At 42.7% G+C, this 17,291-nt stretch carries 13 protein-coding genes; 7 read left to right on the top strand and 6 right to left on the bottom strand.

Annotation, left to right across the window (positions count from 1 at the left end; all coding sequences use genetic code 11):
- Window positions 1-373: 373 nt before the first annotated feature.
- On the bottom strand, window positions 374-2,584 hold the full coding sequence (locus I6E61_RS02210) for a carboxy terminal-processing peptidase (RefSeq protein ID WP_197129054.1): 2,211 nt from the start codon (window positions 2,582-2,584) through the stop codon (window positions 374-376).
- Window positions 2,585-3,088: 504 nt separating this feature from the next.
- Here I6E61_RS02210 and nagZ point away from each other — a divergent pair.
- Entirely contained in the window at window positions 3,089-4,174 is a 1,086-nt protein-coding gene (gene nagZ, locus I6E61_RS02205; RefSeq protein WP_197129051.1) for a beta-N-acetylhexosaminidase, read from the top strand.
- A gap of 95 nt (window positions 4,175-4,269) precedes the next feature.
- Here nagZ and I6E61_RS02200 read toward each other — a convergent pair whose 3' ends face one another.
- Together I6E61_RS02200 and I6E61_RS02195 are read right to left on the bottom strand one after the other, a co-directional pair.
- Window positions 4,270-5,841: an OmpA family protein gene (locus I6E61_RS02200; RefSeq protein ID WP_197129048.1), complete on the bottom strand. Its 1,572-nt coding sequence runs from the start codon at window positions 5,839-5,841 to the stop codon at window positions 4,270-4,272.
- Window positions 5,842-6,200: 359 nt separating this feature from the next.
- Entirely contained in the window at window positions 6,201-7,787 is a 1,587-nt protein-coding gene (locus tag I6E61_RS02195) for a hypothetical protein (RefSeq protein ID WP_197129045.1), read from the bottom strand.
- 443 nt (window positions 7,788-8,230) lie between these two features.
- Here I6E61_RS02195 and I6E61_RS02190 point away from each other — a divergent pair, with 443 nt between their 5' ends.
- The 6 genes from I6E61_RS02190 to I6E61_RS02165 all read left to right on the top strand — a co-directional run bounded on the left by I6E61_RS02190 (window position 8,231) and on the right by I6E61_RS02165 (window position 13,484).
- Window positions 8,231-8,839 (top strand): rhomboid family intramembrane serine protease, encoded by a 609-nt coding sequence (locus I6E61_RS02190; protein WP_194195982.1) that lies wholly within the window; start codon window positions 8,231-8,233, stop codon window positions 8,837-8,839.
- A gap of 172 nt (window positions 8,840-9,011) precedes the next feature.
- The gene (locus tag I6E61_RS02185) at window positions 9,012-9,977 is read left to right on the top strand and encodes a metallophosphoesterase (protein WP_197129042.1); all 966 of its coding nucleotides are present in this window, start codon (window positions 9,012-9,014) and stop codon (window positions 9,975-9,977) included.
- Between the two features lie 99 nt (window positions 9,978-10,076).
- Entirely contained in the window at window positions 10,077-10,637 is a 561-nt protein-coding gene (gene purE, locus I6E61_RS02180) for a 5-(carboxyamino)imidazole ribonucleotide mutase (protein ID WP_194195984.1), read from the top strand.
- Between the two features lie 196 nt (window positions 10,638-10,833).
- Complete coding sequence (locus I6E61_RS02175) at window positions 10,834-12,186, top strand: 5-(carboxyamino)imidazole ribonucleotide synthase (protein WP_197129039.1); 1,353 nt, start codon at window positions 10,834-10,836, stop codon at window positions 12,184-12,186.
- On the top strand, window positions 12,186-12,635 hold the full coding sequence (locus I6E61_RS02170; protein WP_197099776.1) for a YaiI/YqxD family protein: 450 nt from the start codon (window positions 12,186-12,188) through the stop codon (window positions 12,633-12,635). Before I6E61_RS02175 ends, I6E61_RS02170 begins: the two co-directional genes overlap by 1 nt.
- Before the next feature lie 216 nt (window positions 12,636-12,851).
- Window positions 12,852-13,484, top strand: a complete 633-nt coding sequence (locus tag I6E61_RS02165) for an NAD(P)H-binding protein (RefSeq protein WP_197129035.1) — start codon at window positions 12,852-12,854, stop codon at window positions 13,482-13,484.
- A 109-nt stretch (window positions 13,485-13,593) separates the two neighbouring features.
- Here I6E61_RS02165 and epmA read toward each other — a convergent pair whose 3' ends face one another.
- The 3 genes from epmA to I6E61_RS02150 all read right to left on the bottom strand — a co-directional run bounded on the left by epmA (window position 13,594) and on the right by I6E61_RS02150 (window position 17,012).
- Complete coding sequence (epmA, locus tag I6E61_RS02160) at window positions 13,594-14,649, bottom strand: EF-P lysine aminoacylase EpmA (RefSeq protein WP_197129033.1); 1,056 nt, start codon at window positions 14,647-14,649, stop codon at window positions 13,594-13,596.
- A gap of 56 nt (window positions 14,650-14,705) precedes the next feature.
- Entirely contained in the window at window positions 14,706-15,809 is a 1,104-nt protein-coding gene (locus tag I6E61_RS02155; RefSeq protein ID WP_197129478.1) for a 4-phosphoerythronate dehydrogenase, read from the bottom strand.
- Window positions 15,810-15,884: 75 nt separating this feature from the next.
- Window positions 15,885-17,012 (bottom strand): AI-2E family transporter, encoded by a 1,128-nt coding sequence (locus I6E61_RS02150; RefSeq protein ID WP_197129029.1) that lies wholly within the window; start codon window positions 17,010-17,012, stop codon window positions 15,885-15,887.
- Window positions 17,013-17,291: the final 279 nt, after the last annotated feature.

Genomic DNA, 17,291 nt, shown 5'->3' with positions numbered 1-17,291 from the left:
ATGCCGTTCAATAGCTTTTCAGCCAAAATCTATCGACTACCATTCTCTAGACGTAACAAAGCCGCATAACGACAAGCGTTATGCGGCTTTTATCACTAACCATCCATGTCATCGTTATAAGATACCTAATCCCGGGGCATCTTGTAACTATTCGGGCATCCAGCCCTGTTATCCCTAACCAGCAAACCACCTATCCTTGATGCGACCTGTAAGATACCAATCCCTAGTACCAATGAACCTTTTCGTTCAGCCGTGCCGTACAGTTATAATCGCAGATTGACCCATGGTTAGTAAGAGGTATAAACGTCAATCCATGTAAGCATATGCTTACATGGATTGAATCATACATTCTTGTCATTCACAGCATTGTAGCTTATAGCTTCTCTTGAGGACTAAGCAACGCTTTCGGTTGAGCGCTCAGCATGACATAAGCGGCTTCATTGATGAAAGCTTCGTCTTCAGGTAACTCTGGACGTTCACTAGCCTTCATGCGACTGCGCTCTTCAAATTTTGCATCCATTGCCGCTTGATACGTATTCCAATTGGCATAAGGACGCTCACCAGTTGCTATAAGGCGTTTGTTCTCAGCTTCCAACGAACGTTTTTCAATCAGTTGCATTTTAGCCCGGCGACTATTGATATCGAGCTGGATAGGTTTTTTCTCATCTTCCATATCGCGAATACTATTTAACGCTGATAAATAAACAAACTGCGGATTTTGCTCTTGACGGATTTTAGACTGCTGATTGAGTGTCGCTAGTGTCGTGTCACTAAATTTACCTTCAGGCTTATAAGGCGCTGTTTTGATAGTATCCCACGGCAAGGCTTTTTTCTGTGCACGCTCGCCAAAGGTGGCATCGTCGTAGATATTGACCAGTTCAACATCAGGTACTACACCTTTATTCTGCGTACTACCACCAGTAATACGGTAGAATTTACGCTGCGTTAAAGTGGCTGACCCTAGTGCCAAACTATCCAGTTGAATCTGAGCAGAGCCTTTACCTGTCGTTGTACTACCGACGACCAGACCACGACCGTAATCTTGAATAGCAGCCGCAAATATCTCACTGGCTGACGCAGATGCTAAGTTGGTAATGACCGTCATATCGCCACTATAAAGTTGCTCACCACCATCATCGTCACGGTAGACTTGAATATTGCCGCGATTGTCACGAATTTGCACCATCGGCCCACTCTTAATAAAGAAGCCAAGCATTCTAGCGACTTCATCTAATGAACCACCTGGGTTATTACGTAGATCGACAACTAAACCATCAATATTTTCTTTATTGAGCGCTTTTAGTGCTTTTTCAGTATCGATACTGACGCTACGGTAGTCTTCACCGTTACGGCGGGCTTGATAGTTCAGATAAAAGCTTGGAATCTCAAGGACACCAATGCGTTTTGGTGTTTTATCGATGTTAGGACGCTGTACTTCTACGACACGATGGGTAACACCTGACTCTTCTTGTTGAATAATATCACGGACGACTGTGACGTTACGGGCGCTAGCATCAGGGGTATTAGGTTGACGTACTTTAATAGTCACTGATGTTCCGCGCTTACCACGAATCAAACTGACAATCTCACGCGTTGACCAGCCAACCACATCCGTCATGGTTTCACCGTCTTTTGCGATACCAACGATCAAATCATTTGGCTTGATTTGTCCAGATTTAGCCGCTGGACCGCCATCTACTAAAGTGACAATACGAGTATAATCTGGATTTTTACGGTCTGGACGGATAGAAACGCCAATCCCTTCTAGTTGTAAACTAGATTGAATCTGTAGCTCAGTCGCCTGAATGGGTGCATAGTAATTACTGTGTGGATCATAAGTCAGCATCGCTGTATTCAAGACCGTTTCCATGATCTCATCGTTGGTAAGGCGTTTTGACTGCTCTTGCTGACGTGACAAACGGTTCTGTAAAATCTCGCTTGGTGTCCGCTCATCATTGCGAACCAAGTCTTGTCCACGAGTGATGTCGGGATTGCTTAGGAAAACTTTTTCTTTGGCTTTTTCATCTTCTTGACCCAGCGTAATACTCATCAATTGGAATCTTAGTTGACGCGTCCAGTAGTCACGTTGCTCTTTTTTGGTTTTGAAATGATTGAGTTTTTCACGGTCGAGCACAATGGTGTCATTGCCAGTCAAGTCGATTTTCGTTTTTAGCATTTTACTTGCCATCGCAAAATACTCATTTGAACGTTTGCGATAGCGCTCAAAAACATCTACGCCAGCTGATAAATCACCTCGCTTGAGACGAGCACCAAAGTCATCGGCATATTTTTTCTTAAACTCATCGACATCAGACTGCAAAAGCAAAGTATGGTTTGGATCAAGACTGTCAATATACATGGATAGAATTTCGCTACCCGTTTTGCTGTCGAGCGGCTGATTCAGATAATGACTACGGTCCAGCAATGCCGCTACTTGGCGAGTGGTGACTTTTTGTTCGGGAGTTTGCATGAAGCTTTCAGTGTTGGTTTCGGCGACTGCCGTTCCATAGCTCTGGGTAAGAATAATACCGGCGATGCCCACTGACGCTGCACTGAGTAACCACTGTGCTGGTTGTTTTTTCATCATATATACCTAGTTATTTTGCGTTAATAATATTATTTGTTTTATAAAGATCAAAAGTGCTTAAATATCTCGCTACCTATAAATTTCATTTATTCTGTGCATTAAAATAGTTATTACTGATACTGCTTGTTAGACATTTTACGATTACAGCGTCCTAATAATAGCCTCTAAATTTCGTCAAAAACTGCCAATATAATGTTCAAATAGCGTTCAAAATCAATCAATATTATCATGAGCATTATGGTTGAACTGTCTCAAACTGTATAAGCAATATTACACGCTACGCCTGCACATACCAAACTTTCTATGATATTTGTTGTGCATCATTATTTGGACATGTTGTTACCGATCTAATGGCTGTCTAAAAATTGATTTGAGTCGATACCTGTGCCACGTTATGCTCAGTCAATAATAGCTGTCATAATAAGGCAGTTCTGATTCATCACTTGCTACTTTTAGCCCTACCCATCATATAACAATATATAACACCATAAGGATTACGCAATGTACGGCGTCTTAATGATTGATATTGATAGTACCGCACTGACTGCTGAAGATGTTAGTTTACTCAAACAGGCACAAGTTGGCGGGGTAATTTTATTTGCTCGAAATGTAGCAGATGCTGCACAAGTGCGAACCTTGTGCGATGACATACGCTACCACAACCCTGATATATTAATCGGCGTCGACCAAGAAGGCGGTCGGGTCGCGCGGCTACGCAATGGCTTCACTCCTTTACCAGCGATGGGCAGGCTCGGTGAATTATTCAACCGAGACCCTAGCCATGCGCTGAGCCTTGCTTATGACTGTGGCTATCTAATGGCGACAGAAGTATTGGCCGTGGGTATCGACCTCAGTTTTGCACCAGTGCTTGATAGAGACGGTATCAGTCAAGTCATTGGCGATCGCAGCTTTCATAATGAGCCACAGGCAATCACTGCTCTAGCAACACAGTTTATGCGCGGTATGAAAACGGCAGGTATGGCAACCACAGGCAAGCATTTCCCAGGACACGGTGCAGTTGCGCCTGATTCACACGTGGCTGAGGCCATCGATACACGTAGTCTTGACGAGATTATGAATAGTGATATGCAGCCTTTTGCCCAAACGCTAATATCGCTTGATGCGTTAATGCCTGCCCATGTTATTTTTTCACAAGTCGATGATAAGCCAGCAGGATTTTCTAAAATCTGGCTAAAAGACATCATTCGTAATCAGCTTGATTTTGATGGTGTTTTATTCTCTGACGACCTATGCATGGCAGGTGCCAAAGCAGCGGGCGATGTCAGTGCACGTGTAAAGGCGGCAATTGAGGCAGGGTGTGACATTGCACTGGTTTGCAATGATCGAGTCGCAGCACATGAAGCAGCTCAAGCAGCTCAAGACCTCCCTTATCCCAATCAAAAACGCATCAAAACCATGTGTGGCAATATACCAGTATGGCAAGGAGACCTTGAATCTACCTGCCAGCAGTTTGAGTATTGGCAACAGGCCAAGCAAAATGTGACTCAGGCCTTTTTTAATCCTCAAGCTGATGAGCAAACATCTAATAATACCAATGAGCCAAAAGACCCTACTAACTATAAATAGCTATCTATAATTTATAAATAACCAATTAAAAAACCGCACCTTATCAAGGTGCGGTTTTTTAATCATCAATAGCGTTTTAATCAAACTGATATCAATTAATTGGCTGGATCTACTGCCGTACCCTGAGTCGCATCATCACCATCAGGCAATAAGTCATCGTTATCACTATCCAGTGGATTCAAATCTGGGTCAAGCGCATCATTACCAATAACCATTCCATCGTTTGCACCATTAGGCTGTTCATCAACGACAAACTCAATGCGGCGATTATGAAAACGACCTTGTTCGGTCGAGTTGTCAGCGATAGGCTCTGATTCACCCATGCCTTTTACTGTCAATTTATTGGCATCAACACCTTTAGAAACTAAGTACTGTTTTACAGATTCAGCACGCTCAAGAGACAACTTATTATTATATTCGTCCGATGCTTGACCATCTGTATGACCCACAATCATCAGTTTGATATCTGGTGCTTCGCTAATAATTTTCGCAGCACGGTCAAGCAACTCTTTATTAACTTCGGGAAGTGTCGCGTCATCTACAGCAAAATTAATGACCTGAATACTTAGGGCACGAGCCACATCATTTGGATCGGGATTGTCACCAAGATTTTCCATAGCATTATTTGCAGCGAATAGACTACTTTCTATCTCATTTTTTAAGTCTAACGGTCTTTCCGCTTGTACCTTCATGGCTGGAGCTGCCGCTTTTAAATCAGCGATTAGCTTGTCCAGTGCCAACACATCAGACGTATTGACGGTGATAGTATCGCCTTCGATCAGCATGCTCGCATTTGGTACATTTTTGAGAATAGGCAAAATTGTTGTCAGCTGAGCTGTGGCTGGCATATCTATCGCAAATTTATCATCGACATCAGCACGACATTTATTGGCTTCATCCCCAAATGCCGCAGTGAGTGCATTCATCATATTGGTCTGCAACGTTTCATCACCCACGCTCATACGGCAAGCATACAGTTCGCTGTTTTCATCGGTGGCAATACGCAATGAAGCAAGCTCTACATTATTGACACCTGCTACTTGCTGCGCCATTGCTGGTGTGGCGACAGGCTCAGGATTTTCTTGGCAGCCACGTAGTAAGGCCCATGCCAACGCTCCCAAAATAATCAAGCCAATGATTGGTAGTAGCGCTTTCAAGAAGCTGTCTTTTGGCTCATCTTCGCGTGGTAATGACTCTGTAGTAGCTGCATTAGAAATAGGCACTGCTGTTACAGGCTCGGCTGCCAAAGTACTGACTGGTAAGACAGCGCTTGCCCAAGTAGGAATATGGTGCTGGTAGCTGGCGAGGTTGTCATGCAAAAACTGTGGTACAGGCGTGGTACCTGCCAAGCTTTTTATCTCATGAAAAGCAAGTGGCGCTGCCATAGCAATGAGTCCGCGAGAGGCGGTCGCATCGACATTGTGCTTACCTGCCAGCTCACGAGCGATTTGGTCACGTTGCGAGCTGTCTGTCCATACACGATCATAGAACTCTTGATCATCACGAGTAACACTTTCATTGGCAAAACGGTCATAGGTAGCATTATCCGCTAATCGGGCAGCAAAAATAGCGTAGAACTGCTCCAGTAGATTTTTTTTAGCTGGGCTACGATCATCTTCCAATACTGCTGGACTTACTGTTCGGGTCAAATGACTGGTAATATCCATAATATAACTCCCTATTTATTAATACCTAATTATAGGCTTAAAACATTTAAAAATATTGTTAGATAAGATTTTGATGACAGATAAAAGCTATAACGGTCGGTGTCATTATTGCTGTATTCAGTTTTTTATTATTATAGAAGTATTAAATCAGCTTTAACAATCGACACGTTGTTGTGCGAATGATACGTTAGGTAATGTTGCCGTGGTCACATATAAACCTATATCACACAATAGCCTGTATCACACAGCACCCTAGATAAAAAATGGTGGCACGAGAAGCTCATACCACCACATATTGCTCATCCACCTAAATTGTTAATTCCAAAGTAAAAACAATCAAACATCTCTTATCAAACCAGTTAGTTTCTGACTTGGGCAGGCTCAACTATAAAAGAGGTACCCGCCAAATCATCTAATTCTGATTCTGAAATAGGGCCTGATGGGCGGTTATTCGTCGGTGCATTGTTGGGAATATTGCGAGTATTATTAACAGGCTCGTTCATAGCATTATTGTTCATACCATTATTAGGGGCTGGCAACATACGATCGCCAGTGTTGTCATCTGCTGCTTGGAACTCTCCAGAACCGCCGTTGCTATCACCGTTACCATACTGATTATTTAAAGCAGCCTCACCGTTTGCAAACTGACCACCCATCTCATTCATTCCTGACAGACCGTTCACGCTGTCACCATTGCTGTTATCAGGTAATGGCAGTGGCTCCTTGCTTTCTATTATCATCGCTGGTGCTAATGTGCGAATGTCCGTGACCAGACGTTGTAATAAAGTACTATCTGGCGCTGCTAACGTGAGGCGATCATTCTGTAATTCTAGACGTGCAAATGGTACCGCTCTGAGCATGTTTAAAATATTAGGCAGTATCTCCATAGGTAGATTCGCCACACTATTAGCGACGCCTGCCCGTACTGTCAACTCACAAGTGCTCGCTTGCTGGCCAAAACTGGTATTGAATGCTTGTTGCAATGCATTCTGTAGCGCTTCATCACCAACAACGGCGCTACAGCTAGTGAGTCCTCCGCTGTTATCCATTCCCACGATAAGCTCAACTGGCGTCAATACTTCTACAGGTGCCGCAGGCGCTGCGACAACAGGTACTGTCGCAATAGGCTCTACAGGTGGTACGTTGTTAGGCTTGATTAATAACGCCCAAGCGGCCAACGCCATAGCAGCAATGGCTAGGACTAATAAAAACACTTTTACCAATAAATCATTGCGTTGGTTACGGGTACGTACTTTGGCTTGCTTGATGCTACTATTTTCTGCCAAATGATGTGCTGACGGGTTGGCATGGATGGCACCCAAGTTAGTGCTAAGATCATCATTTGCTCTTTCTGTCTCAGTGCTATCTATATCGGCTTCTGTCATTGCACTTGTTGCGCTTGTCTCTACATTGGGCCTATCAAATTTATCTAAAACAGTATCAGTCTCTAATACGGATCTTACTTCCGCTATGGTTTTTGAACCTACCTCATTGTTCAGACCTGAACTGGCGGCAATAATAGGTGCTGACCATATCGGTAAGTACTGACGCAGCGCCGCCTGCTCACCCTGCAAAAATGCTGGTAGAAACTGTCCATTGGCCAATATTTTTAGCTCGCGATAAGCCAGTGGTGATGAGTTGATGAGTAGCTCGCTAGTCATAGACTCATCAATATGATGCGTAGCAGAAAGTTCTTGGATGATAGTCTGCTGCATCTCATGATCTTGCCATAGCTGCTTAAACAATGTCGTTTCTGTGCCATTGTTGGTCGCCAGCAATTGATCCGTGCGAAGTAATTGCGAGTAAACCTGAGGCAATGCTAGGCGTGCGGCTAAAATGGCATAAAACTGCTCAAGTAGACTGACATGCGCCACGCTATCTTTGCTATCACTCTGACCTAATACAGCTGGGGTAACGGTTTTTTCTAACTGGTCGATAATACTCATAGATTATTGCCTCTTTCGGCCTTCGCTTTATACGTGTAAAAGAATTGAGTGTCGATTTTGGTTTTGTCTGCTGACTGACGTCATTTTTAGCATATTTCTATCATTGATGGCACTGTTACCATCCGCTCTATTTATTATCAGTCATCATTATTAGCACTAGTTACTGTCATTATACGAAGCATTACTGATTCTGCCTGATACATTGTTATATTATTCACTATAACAGCCTGAAAATGCATTGATTTGTCACACAATAAGTTTTCGTATCATCATAACTACTGTTAGTATGGCTTCATTATTAATATTCGACATTTAATCATTAATTATTGGTCATATGTAGGTTTTTACTCAGCCGTAACGCTTAGGCTTTGAACACTGCCAGCATTTATAATACTGCCATTTATAACATTGTCATACATCAGGCGCGGCCTAAGGATTTTCCTTTGTTCAATCATACGACCCTTATCATTATAATTACCGTTATTATCAGCTTATTAGCATGGCAAAATAAAGCGTTATTCAATCGACTTATTTTTTATCCACCAGCGGTAAATAATGGTCAATGGGATCGTTTTGTGACGCATGGTTTTATTCATGCCGATAGTATGCATCTGCTCTTCAACATGTTTACCTTGTACTTTTTTGGTCGCGCGATTGAAGGATTGTATCGGTCATTCTTATTCGGTTACGGTTTTGTGGTGTTCTACATATTGGCCATCATCATTGCGATGATTCCAAGCTACCTTAAGAATAAAAAAAATGCCAGCTACTTAAGCCTTGGTGCTTCGGGTGGTGTATCCGCCGTATTGTTTGCCTTTATTTTGCTAGCACCTTGGGAAAAAATCTATCTGTTTGCGGTCATTCCTATCCCTGCTATCTTATTTGCGGTCGCTTATGTCGCCTATAGTATATACGCAGACAAACGCGGTGGCTCCAATATCAATCACATGGCGCATTTGTGGGGTGGAGCATTTGGAGTAATAGCGACGATTGTACTAGAGCCACGGGTATTATCACACTTTATCAATGCGCTATTGTCTCCCAGTTTTTAGATAGATAGCTTTTGGATTAGAGATAATAAAATAACAATGATACAGGGCTGCTCTTAACGACCATAACTTTTAACGATAGTAGCTTTCTGAAATTATTGTAGACAGTAGTTATCTTAGCCTTATCAGTTTCGTATTCTTCGACTTTATATATATTAAGATTTGATAGTTAATTATGATTATAGATATTATCGGTGATATTCACGGCTACGCAGACAAATTGGTCGGCTTGCTACTACAGTTAGGGTATGTTCATAATGGTGAGTGCTTTATACCGCCAGCAGGTCATCGAGCCCTATTCATCGGTGATTTAATCGACCGTGGCTCACAGCAAGTCGCAACACTAGAGATTGTATTTGCTATGCTAGATGCGGATGTGGCTGATGCGGTAATGGGCAACCATGAATACAATGCGCTGGCTTTTGCTACACCTGATCCTGATAGTCCTACTCAATATCTGCGTTCGCACAATGAGGTGCATACACGTCAACATGAAGCATTCTTAGCCGAATTACCATTTGGTTCAGAGAGCCATCAATATTGGCTACAGCGGTTATATGAAATTCCATTATGGATTGAAACTGACTACGCTTGTTTTGTGCATGCCTGTTGGGATGTAGATAGTATGGCGATGCTAAAACCATCATTGACTGATAATAACTGCCTAACGCCACAAGGCTTAATCGCCACCGCCAAAGAAGATACCGTACATTTCGACGCTTTAGAGCGCGTATTAAAAGGTGTAGAAACCCCACTGCCTGATGGTTTGGTCATGGTCGATAAGGAAGGTACTGAACGCTCACGTGTGCGGGTACGTTGGTGGCTTGATGAGTTAGAGTCGCGCACACTGCATGAGATTTCGCGTGCGCCTTCATCAGCAATGGCTCAAATACCAAAAGATGCAATGGCCGAAAACATCGACTTTGCTCTAAAGACGCATAAACCTGTATTTGTCGGCCATTATTGGTTAACTGGCATGCCCGAACCACTGAGCCAACAAGTCGCCTGTACCGACTATTCGGCAGCAGTAGACAGTGGCTACCTTACTTGCTATCAGTTCGATACCGAGCAGCCGCTACCATTACGAGCCAGCAACTTCATACAATATCGCCATGATAAAAATATCCATATAAACCCATAATATTAGCGATATTGATGCATCTATCGTATTAAACCGTAAACTTGGCTTTACGAAGGCGGCTAAATTTTTGTATGATGGTCTTTTTGAGGATATCAACGCATGAGCACCACATCGGCAACTGTTAACACTGTTGAGCAAAACGGACCTATCACCTCTCCTGCTGGTCAACCAAAAGTTGGCATTATCATGGGCTCACAGTCTGATTGGGCGACCATGAGCGCCGCTGCCCAATTACTGGCAGATTTTGATATCGCTTTTGAATGCGAAGTGGTCTCGGCACATCGTACGCCTGATAGACTGTTTGATTATGCCAAAAATGCAAAAGGTAACGGCTTACAAGTTATCATCGCTGGTGCAGGCGGCGCGGCGCACTTACCTGGTATGTGTGCCAGCCAAACACCACTACCTGTCTTTGGTGTTCCTGTAAAATCATCTATGCTCAGCGGTTGGGATAGCTTACTGTCTATCGTGCAAATGCCGAAAGGTGTCGCCGTTGGGACATTAGCAATTGGCTCAGCTGGTGCTTATAATGCTGCTCTACTTGCGATTCAAGTCTTAGCCTTGCATGATGACACGATTGCTATTAAGCTAGATCAGATGCGACAGTCTCAAACTGAAACCATTCTTGCTAGTCCAACGCCAGGTATTATCAATGCCTAGTTGCGTATAGACTGACTGGCTTTTATAGCAGAGTCTTTAATATTGGTAGCCCAAAAATAAAAGCTATCACGTTGTATTTTCAAGAAAATCTTACTAGATATAAGGTGCATACAGTGCACCTTTTCCTATTTTAACCTATTGATTTTTATATTTTAATATACACAAACCTTATTCACTTTTATTCAAAGAGCCTGCCATGACTACAGCAAACGCTTATCCTGTTACCCAAACCATTCGTACCATCGGTATTTTAGGCGGTGGTCAGCTTGGTATGATGCTTGCCGAAGCAGCCATGCCGCTAGGCTACCAATGTGTTTTTTTAGAAGACAGCACTGACTGCCCTGCCAGCCTATACGGTCGCGTGTTTCACAGTGAGCAATTAGAAGCATTTATCGAAGCCGCTGATGTTTTTACGCTCGAGTTTGAAAACACTCCGACAGCAACTGTCGAGCAGCTTACTGCCTTATCGAAGTCTGGTAGCAAGCAAGGCATGTTTCCACCATTGATTGCGCTTGATATTGCGCAAGATCGCTTAAAAGAAAAGCAGATGTTTAACACGCTTGATATTGCCACCGTACCCTTTATGGCTGTCAATTCTGAAGCTGAATTAAAGCAAGCTTGTAATGAACTAGGGCTGCCTATCGTTCTAAAAACTAGCCGCGGCGGTTATGATGGTAAAGGTCAGTTCCTCATCAAACAAGACAGTGATATTAAAGCTGCTTGGCAAGATCTCAAAGACGCAGTCACTGGAAAAGGCTCACTCACACCGACACCAGCACCATTGATTGCCGAAGGTTTTATTAACTTTAGCCGTGAAGTATCTATGATTGCGACACGTGCACAAAACGGTCAGGTTCGCTGCTATGACTTGGTCGAAAACCATCATCACCATGGCATTTTAGCCAAAACCCAAGCCCCTGCTGTTGGAACTAGCCATTTGCTTAAGCAAGCAACTGATGCTATTACCACCGTCATGAACCACTTAGACTATGTTGGTGTCATGGCGCTTGAGTTATTTGTGACCAAAGACGCGCGTGGTAATGATGCGTTACTTGCTAATGAAATTGCGCCGCGCGTACATAACTCTGGACATTGGAGTATTGAAGGAGCCATTACCAGTCAATTTGAAAACCACATTCGCGCAGTCGTCAACCTACCACTAGGTGATACGGATAATGTACACCCAGCGATTATGCTCAATATCTTAGGACAATATCCTGATATCAGCACCGTGCTAGATATAGATGGTGCGCACTATCATAGCTACCACAAAGAAGAACGTGACGATCGTAAGATTGCGCATATTACTCTAATGCCGAACGATGTGGCCGATTTAGAGCCTGCTTTAGCCAAGCTCGTCGCGACTCTACCCAATAAAATGGGACTTGAGAAAAAACCTTCTGCGATTGATAGCCAGCCAAAAGTGGAAGCGAGTCTAACCACGACTGAAACTGACACTGCTATAGAAAATACAGAAGTCAGTATTGAAGACAGCCATTCAGATAAAGCTATCAACGCTAAGTCGAAAACAGAAAAGGCTAAGAAATAATGCAGATTTGGGTGGATGCGGATTCAGTACCATTGATAGCCAAAGACTTGATCATCAAAACGGCTGAACGCACACAAACCATGGCGATATTCGTCGCCAATCAGTCGATTAAACTGCGCAAGTCACCACTGCTCACTATGACAGTGGTGCCGTCAGGGTTTGATAAGGCCGATGATTATATCGTTGAGCAAATACAGCCAGGCGATCTGGCCATTACCAGCGACATACCGTTAGCCAATGATATTTTGGACAAAGGTGGCATGGTTTTGACCACTCGCGGTGTGATCTACGATAAAAATAATATCAAGCAAAAGCTCAATATGCGCGATTTTATGGACACCATGCGTGGTACTGGTGTCTTAGAACTGCAAGAGATGAGCGGACAGAAACCCTACGGTGATCGTGACAAAAAAGCGTTTGCCGATGGATTAAATAAATTGGTGCGTTAACTTCTAACATTCACCAGACATTTTTCATCTGATTTTTTACCATACTAACGTCCATTATTAGAGCTACCTGTTTTATTTCTCTCCTTGCAAACCCTATACACTATATAACCAAACACTATGCAAACGGCACGCTTCATAACGAAGCGTACCGCCTATTCTTGTTACTCTATGTTTAGTTTTTAAATAAAGATAACGTAAATAAAAATAGGAATGACGATGAAAATTTTAGTAATTGGCGCAAGTGGTCGAGTAGGCACTGATTTGGTTAAGCAGTTATTGGCTGACGACCATCAAGTGATTGGTACTACCCGTCAGGAAGAAAAGCTATTCAAAGATGACAATTATAGCCAGTTAGATTTAGACATTACGGCTGAAAAAGACGCGATTCAAAAGCAAATTGATAAAGATATTGATGCTGTTTATTTTGTTGCAGGCTCAGGTGGCAAAGACGTCTTAGAAGTAGACTTACATGGTGCAGTTAAGACCATTCAAGCGACACAAGACAAAGGCATCAAACGCTATATTATGCTTAGCACTGTATTCTCATTAGATACCAGTAAATGGGATAAAATTGCCGACTTAAAAGAATACTATATCTGTAAACATTATGCTGACCAATGGTTAATCAACAATAGCACTTTGGACTACACCATCGTACAGGCAGGCGCGCTAAAAGAGCGTGAAGCCACTGGCAAAATTACTGTTAATAATGACAGCTCAGGCGAAAATTCGATTGAGGATGTCGCCACTACTTTGGCAGCTGTATTAAAGGCAGACAATACTATCAAGACCGTCTTTAGCATGCAAAATGGTGAGACAGCCATTGGTGAAGCTATCGCAAAGTTATAATCATTGAAGCAGAAAAGCGAGTAAGCCGAAAGGTTTACTCGCTTTTTTATGGCTGTCGTTTGAGAATAGATTATTAAGTAAATAATAATATTTAGCCTCTAAAGAGTAACTATGCCAAACCACTCGGAAACGGAATCACTTCCTCTAGGCTGCTAGTTCCTGTGATAACCATTAGTAGCCTATCTACGCCGACAGCAATACCACTACAAGGTATCAAATCATCAGATGCCGCTAGTAGATGCTCATCGATTGGCATTTGTGGCAGGTTATGACGCTGGCGCAATTGGTTATCTTGCTCAAAACGCTCTTTTAACGCTTGCCCATCTGCCAACTCATCATAAGCGTTGGCAATCTCAATACCATTGATATAGAGCTCAAAACGTTTAGCAATTTTATTACCGTCTTTATCCAAAGCTGTTTTTGCCAATGCGGCCGTCGCTAGTGGATACTCTATAATCAATGTCGGTAAATCATGACCTAAATTTGGCTCAACTGCATGACTGAATAACAAATCTAGCCAGCTCTGGCGACGGTCTTCTTCCGTATTTACTGCGCTGCTCAACTCACTATTAAAGTCGAAACCTGTTAAGCCTTTATCTTCTGCTACTGCTTGTAGTGTGGCCAGACTAGCGGTTAGTGGATGGATACCGACAAAATCCATAAAAGCATCAACATAACGGTAGTGGCTCATTACGACCGCATTACCATAAAGCGCTTCTAATAGCTCACCCAGTTCAGTCGCTATATCATCTAGGCTATAGTTTGGCTGATACCATTCGAGCATGGTGAATTCGATATTGTGTCGTACCCCTATTTCATTGTCTCGAAAAACAGGACAAATCTGATAAATAGGCACCTGCCAGCTGGCCAATAAACGCTTCATAGCGAATTCAGGTGACGTATGCAAATAATAGGTTTGGGGTTTATCTTTATAAGTGACCTGCGCGGCGACTGACTGCAAAAAAGTATCCGTATTACCCGCTTGTGACAGTAGCGGTGTCTGCACCTCTAACACTTGTCGCTTAGCAAAAAACTGACGGATATTACTCATAAACTGCGCACGCTGCTGCGCCATCGCCAATGTCATGGTCGGTGCATAGCTAGTCTTAGAACTAATAGGCTTAGAAGTAATCGGCTGCGAATAAATGTTATTTGCTTGAGTCATTTGTTATCTACTGCGATTGATAAATAATCGGTTTGGTAATTGGGTGTTTAGATTTTTTAAAACTGCCATTCACGACGTAAATGATAATCACGTCTCAAACCATCAAAGTCAGCACCATTTATCTGCCCATCAATTTCTTTGCTTCTCAATGAGGCATCATCTTGCTCAATATCATAAAACTTTATCAGTCTGTCAGGATGTGCTTTTAATTCAGACCATAGAAATAAATTAAGCGGTAATAGCGCGTGCATCGTTTGGGTAGGTATAACGGCCAGTTTCTCACATAGCGCATCATAAATGATTTGCGTACCACGCAGCTTACCTTCTACCGTGTAGCCAGCGATATGCGGAGTGGCAAAGGCAAGCTTGGATAATAATTGCTCAGATATTTGAGGCTCTTGCTCAAACACATCAAGCACCACTTGTCGCCCAGTACGCTCAATATCTGCTACCAGCGCATCTGCCTCAATCACAGGCCCACGCGAGCTATTAATCAGTATTGTATCAGCAGGTATCATAGCCAATGTATCTGCATCAATGAGATGCCGTGTTGGATACTCGCTGCCTCTAGGATGTACATCATTCTTCTCGTCTGTTAAAGGCACATGCAAACTGACTACATCGCTTTGGCTAAGTACCTGCTCTAAACTGGCATTATTAATCTTGGATTTTGGTAATAATGGATCATAACCCAATACTTGCCAGCCCAAATCATTGGCATACTGGGCAAGCGTACTACCAATATTGCCCAGACCGATGATACCGAGAGTGATTGATTGCTGCCAATACTGCGGACGCAACGTTAATGCGGCTGTCAGTACATACTGCGCGACAGAATGCTTACTACAGCCAGCGGCATTGGCAAAAGTGATATGGCGCTGCATTAAATAATCTTGATCGACATGATCCGTACCGATGGTTGCAGAACCCACAAACTGAACACTGTCGTTATTCGCCAGCAATACCTCATTCACTTGAGTAACAGAACGTATCAACAGAATATTAGGTTGCAGTTCTGCAAGTAATGACGCGTTGATATCTCGTCCAGAAACGGTGATGATATCTACAGCCTGCTCCGATGCCTGACCAAGTCTAGAGGCGTTAAAAAACTTGTCCAAACTGGCGATATTGCTATCAGCCAAAATAGTAATATGATTAATAGTATTCACCCTACCCTTCATCGTTTTTATAACATAGTCAAATAATAGTGGTTCTAGTAGTAGAATCGCTGTTATTTATTGCGACTCATTCACTGGTGGCAATGCGTCGTCATCAGACAATTCTATCTCTTGTGGCGCAAATATTTCGTTTTTATGCTGCGATATCCATTCACGCCAAACGGCAAGTCCTATGGCCAATACCACAGGCCCAATAAACAGACCAACAAAACCAAAAGCTGTCAAACCACCTAGCACACCGATAAAAATAATAATAAAAGGAATTTTGGTCGCACCACTAATCACAATAGGACGGATTAAGTTATCAACCCAGCTGATCACCAATACACCCCATAGTGCCAATCCAATACCTTCTGTCGTATGACCTTGACTCATTAACCAAATAGAGACAGCGCCCCAAGCGAATGGGGTACCAAACGGAATCAATGCGATAATAAAGGTTATAATAGTCAATAAAATCGGACTTGGCGCACTGGCGAAGTAATAACCGACACCTGCTAGTATTGCCTGTGCCAATGCTGTCAAGCCAATACCATAAACCACGGCACGCGTGGTCGTACCCACAGAGTCAATATAACCATCAATGCGATTGCCAATGATATTACGCAGTGCTTGACGGATCTGGCGAACCAAGCTGGTACCATCACGATAAAAGAAAAACAACGTCATCAGTGCCATGCCTAACTTGGCAAGACCGCTAAACACCACATCAAAGGCGACTTTGCCATAATATAAATGTGACTGCACCCAAAGGCGAAACGTCTCTAACGTCCCTTCAGGGTTTTTATTGATTCTCCATAGTACATCTTTGACTTGCTGACCGAGGATAGGCAAATCTTTAACAGAATCAGGCACATCTAAATAGCCAACCTTTATACGATATATCAAATTACTGATTAAACTGAGCGCCTCTTGCTGTAGGATAAACACACCAATGACAAGTGGTACGCCTATCATTAACGAGATACTCATCGTCATGATAGTAGCGCTGACATTAGGACTCAGCTTTACTTTTTCATAAAAAAAGTTATAAACAGGAAAAGTCACATACGCTAAAATCGCTGCCCACAGTGCTGGCACGATAAAAAACTGTATCACCTGAAAACACAGTACAAACAGCACAACCAATAAGGTAATGGCCAGTAAGCGCTGAATAATAAACTCTTTTGTCCAATTTTCAATCATAGCGTATAAACCAAGTACAGACAGCAAAGACCTATTATGATTATGCTGACGAGTTTATAAATGTGAGATGAACCGCAAATTATAGACGTTGTCCATAAATTGCATTCATTAGCGAGGGTTGTAAATCACCAACATAAATATACGGATAAGAATCTAATTTGAAAGCATTAGATCATAGGACACCGTAGCATACTTATTGGCTATAATTTTGACTAACGTGAGATAAAAATACAGCGATTATCAGCGCTTATTATGCAACAAAATACGATGACTATTATA

The organism is Psychrobacter sp. NZS113 (assembly GCF_015864825.1).
Taxonomy (GTDB): domain Bacteria; phylum Pseudomonadota; class Gammaproteobacteria; order Pseudomonadales; family Moraxellaceae; genus Psychrobacter.
Note: the sequence above shows the minus strand (reverse complement) of the source record. Positions and strands in the feature narration are given on the sequence as shown.

Excerpts from the sequence above, each read along its gene's own strand:
- I6E61_RS02210 (WP_197129054.1), bottom strand. The coding sequence starts at position 2,584 with ATGAAAAAACAACCAGCACAGTGGTTACTCAGTGCAGCGTCAGTGGGC.
- nagZ (WP_197129051.1), top strand. The coding sequence starts at position 3,089 with ATGTACGGCGTCTTAATGATTGATATTGATAGTACCGCACTGACTGCT.
- I6E61_RS02200 (WP_197129048.1), bottom strand. The coding sequence starts at position 5,841 with ATGGATATTACCAGTCATTTGACCCGAACAGTAAGTCCAGCAGTATTG.
- I6E61_RS02195 (WP_197129045.1), bottom strand. The coding sequence starts at position 7,787 with ATGAGTATTATCGACCAGTTAGAAAAAACCGTTACCCCAGCTGTATTA.
- I6E61_RS02185 (WP_197129042.1), top strand. The coding sequence starts at position 9,012 with ATGATTATAGATATTATCGGTGATATTCACGGCTACGCAGACAAATTG.
- purE (WP_194195984.1), top strand. The coding sequence starts at position 10,077 with ATGAGCACCACATCGGCAACTGTTAACACTGTTGAGCAAAACGGACCT.
- I6E61_RS02175 (WP_197129039.1), top strand. The coding sequence starts at position 10,834 with ATGACTACAGCAAACGCTTATCCTGTTACCCAAACCATTCGTACCATC.
- I6E61_RS02170 (WP_197099776.1), top strand. The coding sequence starts at position 12,186 with ATGCAGATTTGGGTGGATGCGGATTCAGTACCATTGATAGCCAAAGAC.
- I6E61_RS02165 (WP_197129035.1), top strand. The coding sequence starts at position 12,852 with ATGAAAATTTTAGTAATTGGCGCAAGTGGTCGAGTAGGCACTGATTTG.
- epmA (WP_197129033.1), bottom strand. The coding sequence starts at position 14,649 with ATGACTCAAGCAAATAACATTTATTCGCAGCCGATTACTTCTAAGCCT.
- I6E61_RS02150 (WP_197129029.1), bottom strand. The coding sequence starts at position 17,012 with ATGATTGAAAATTGGACAAAAGAGTTTATTATTCAGCGCTTACTGGCC.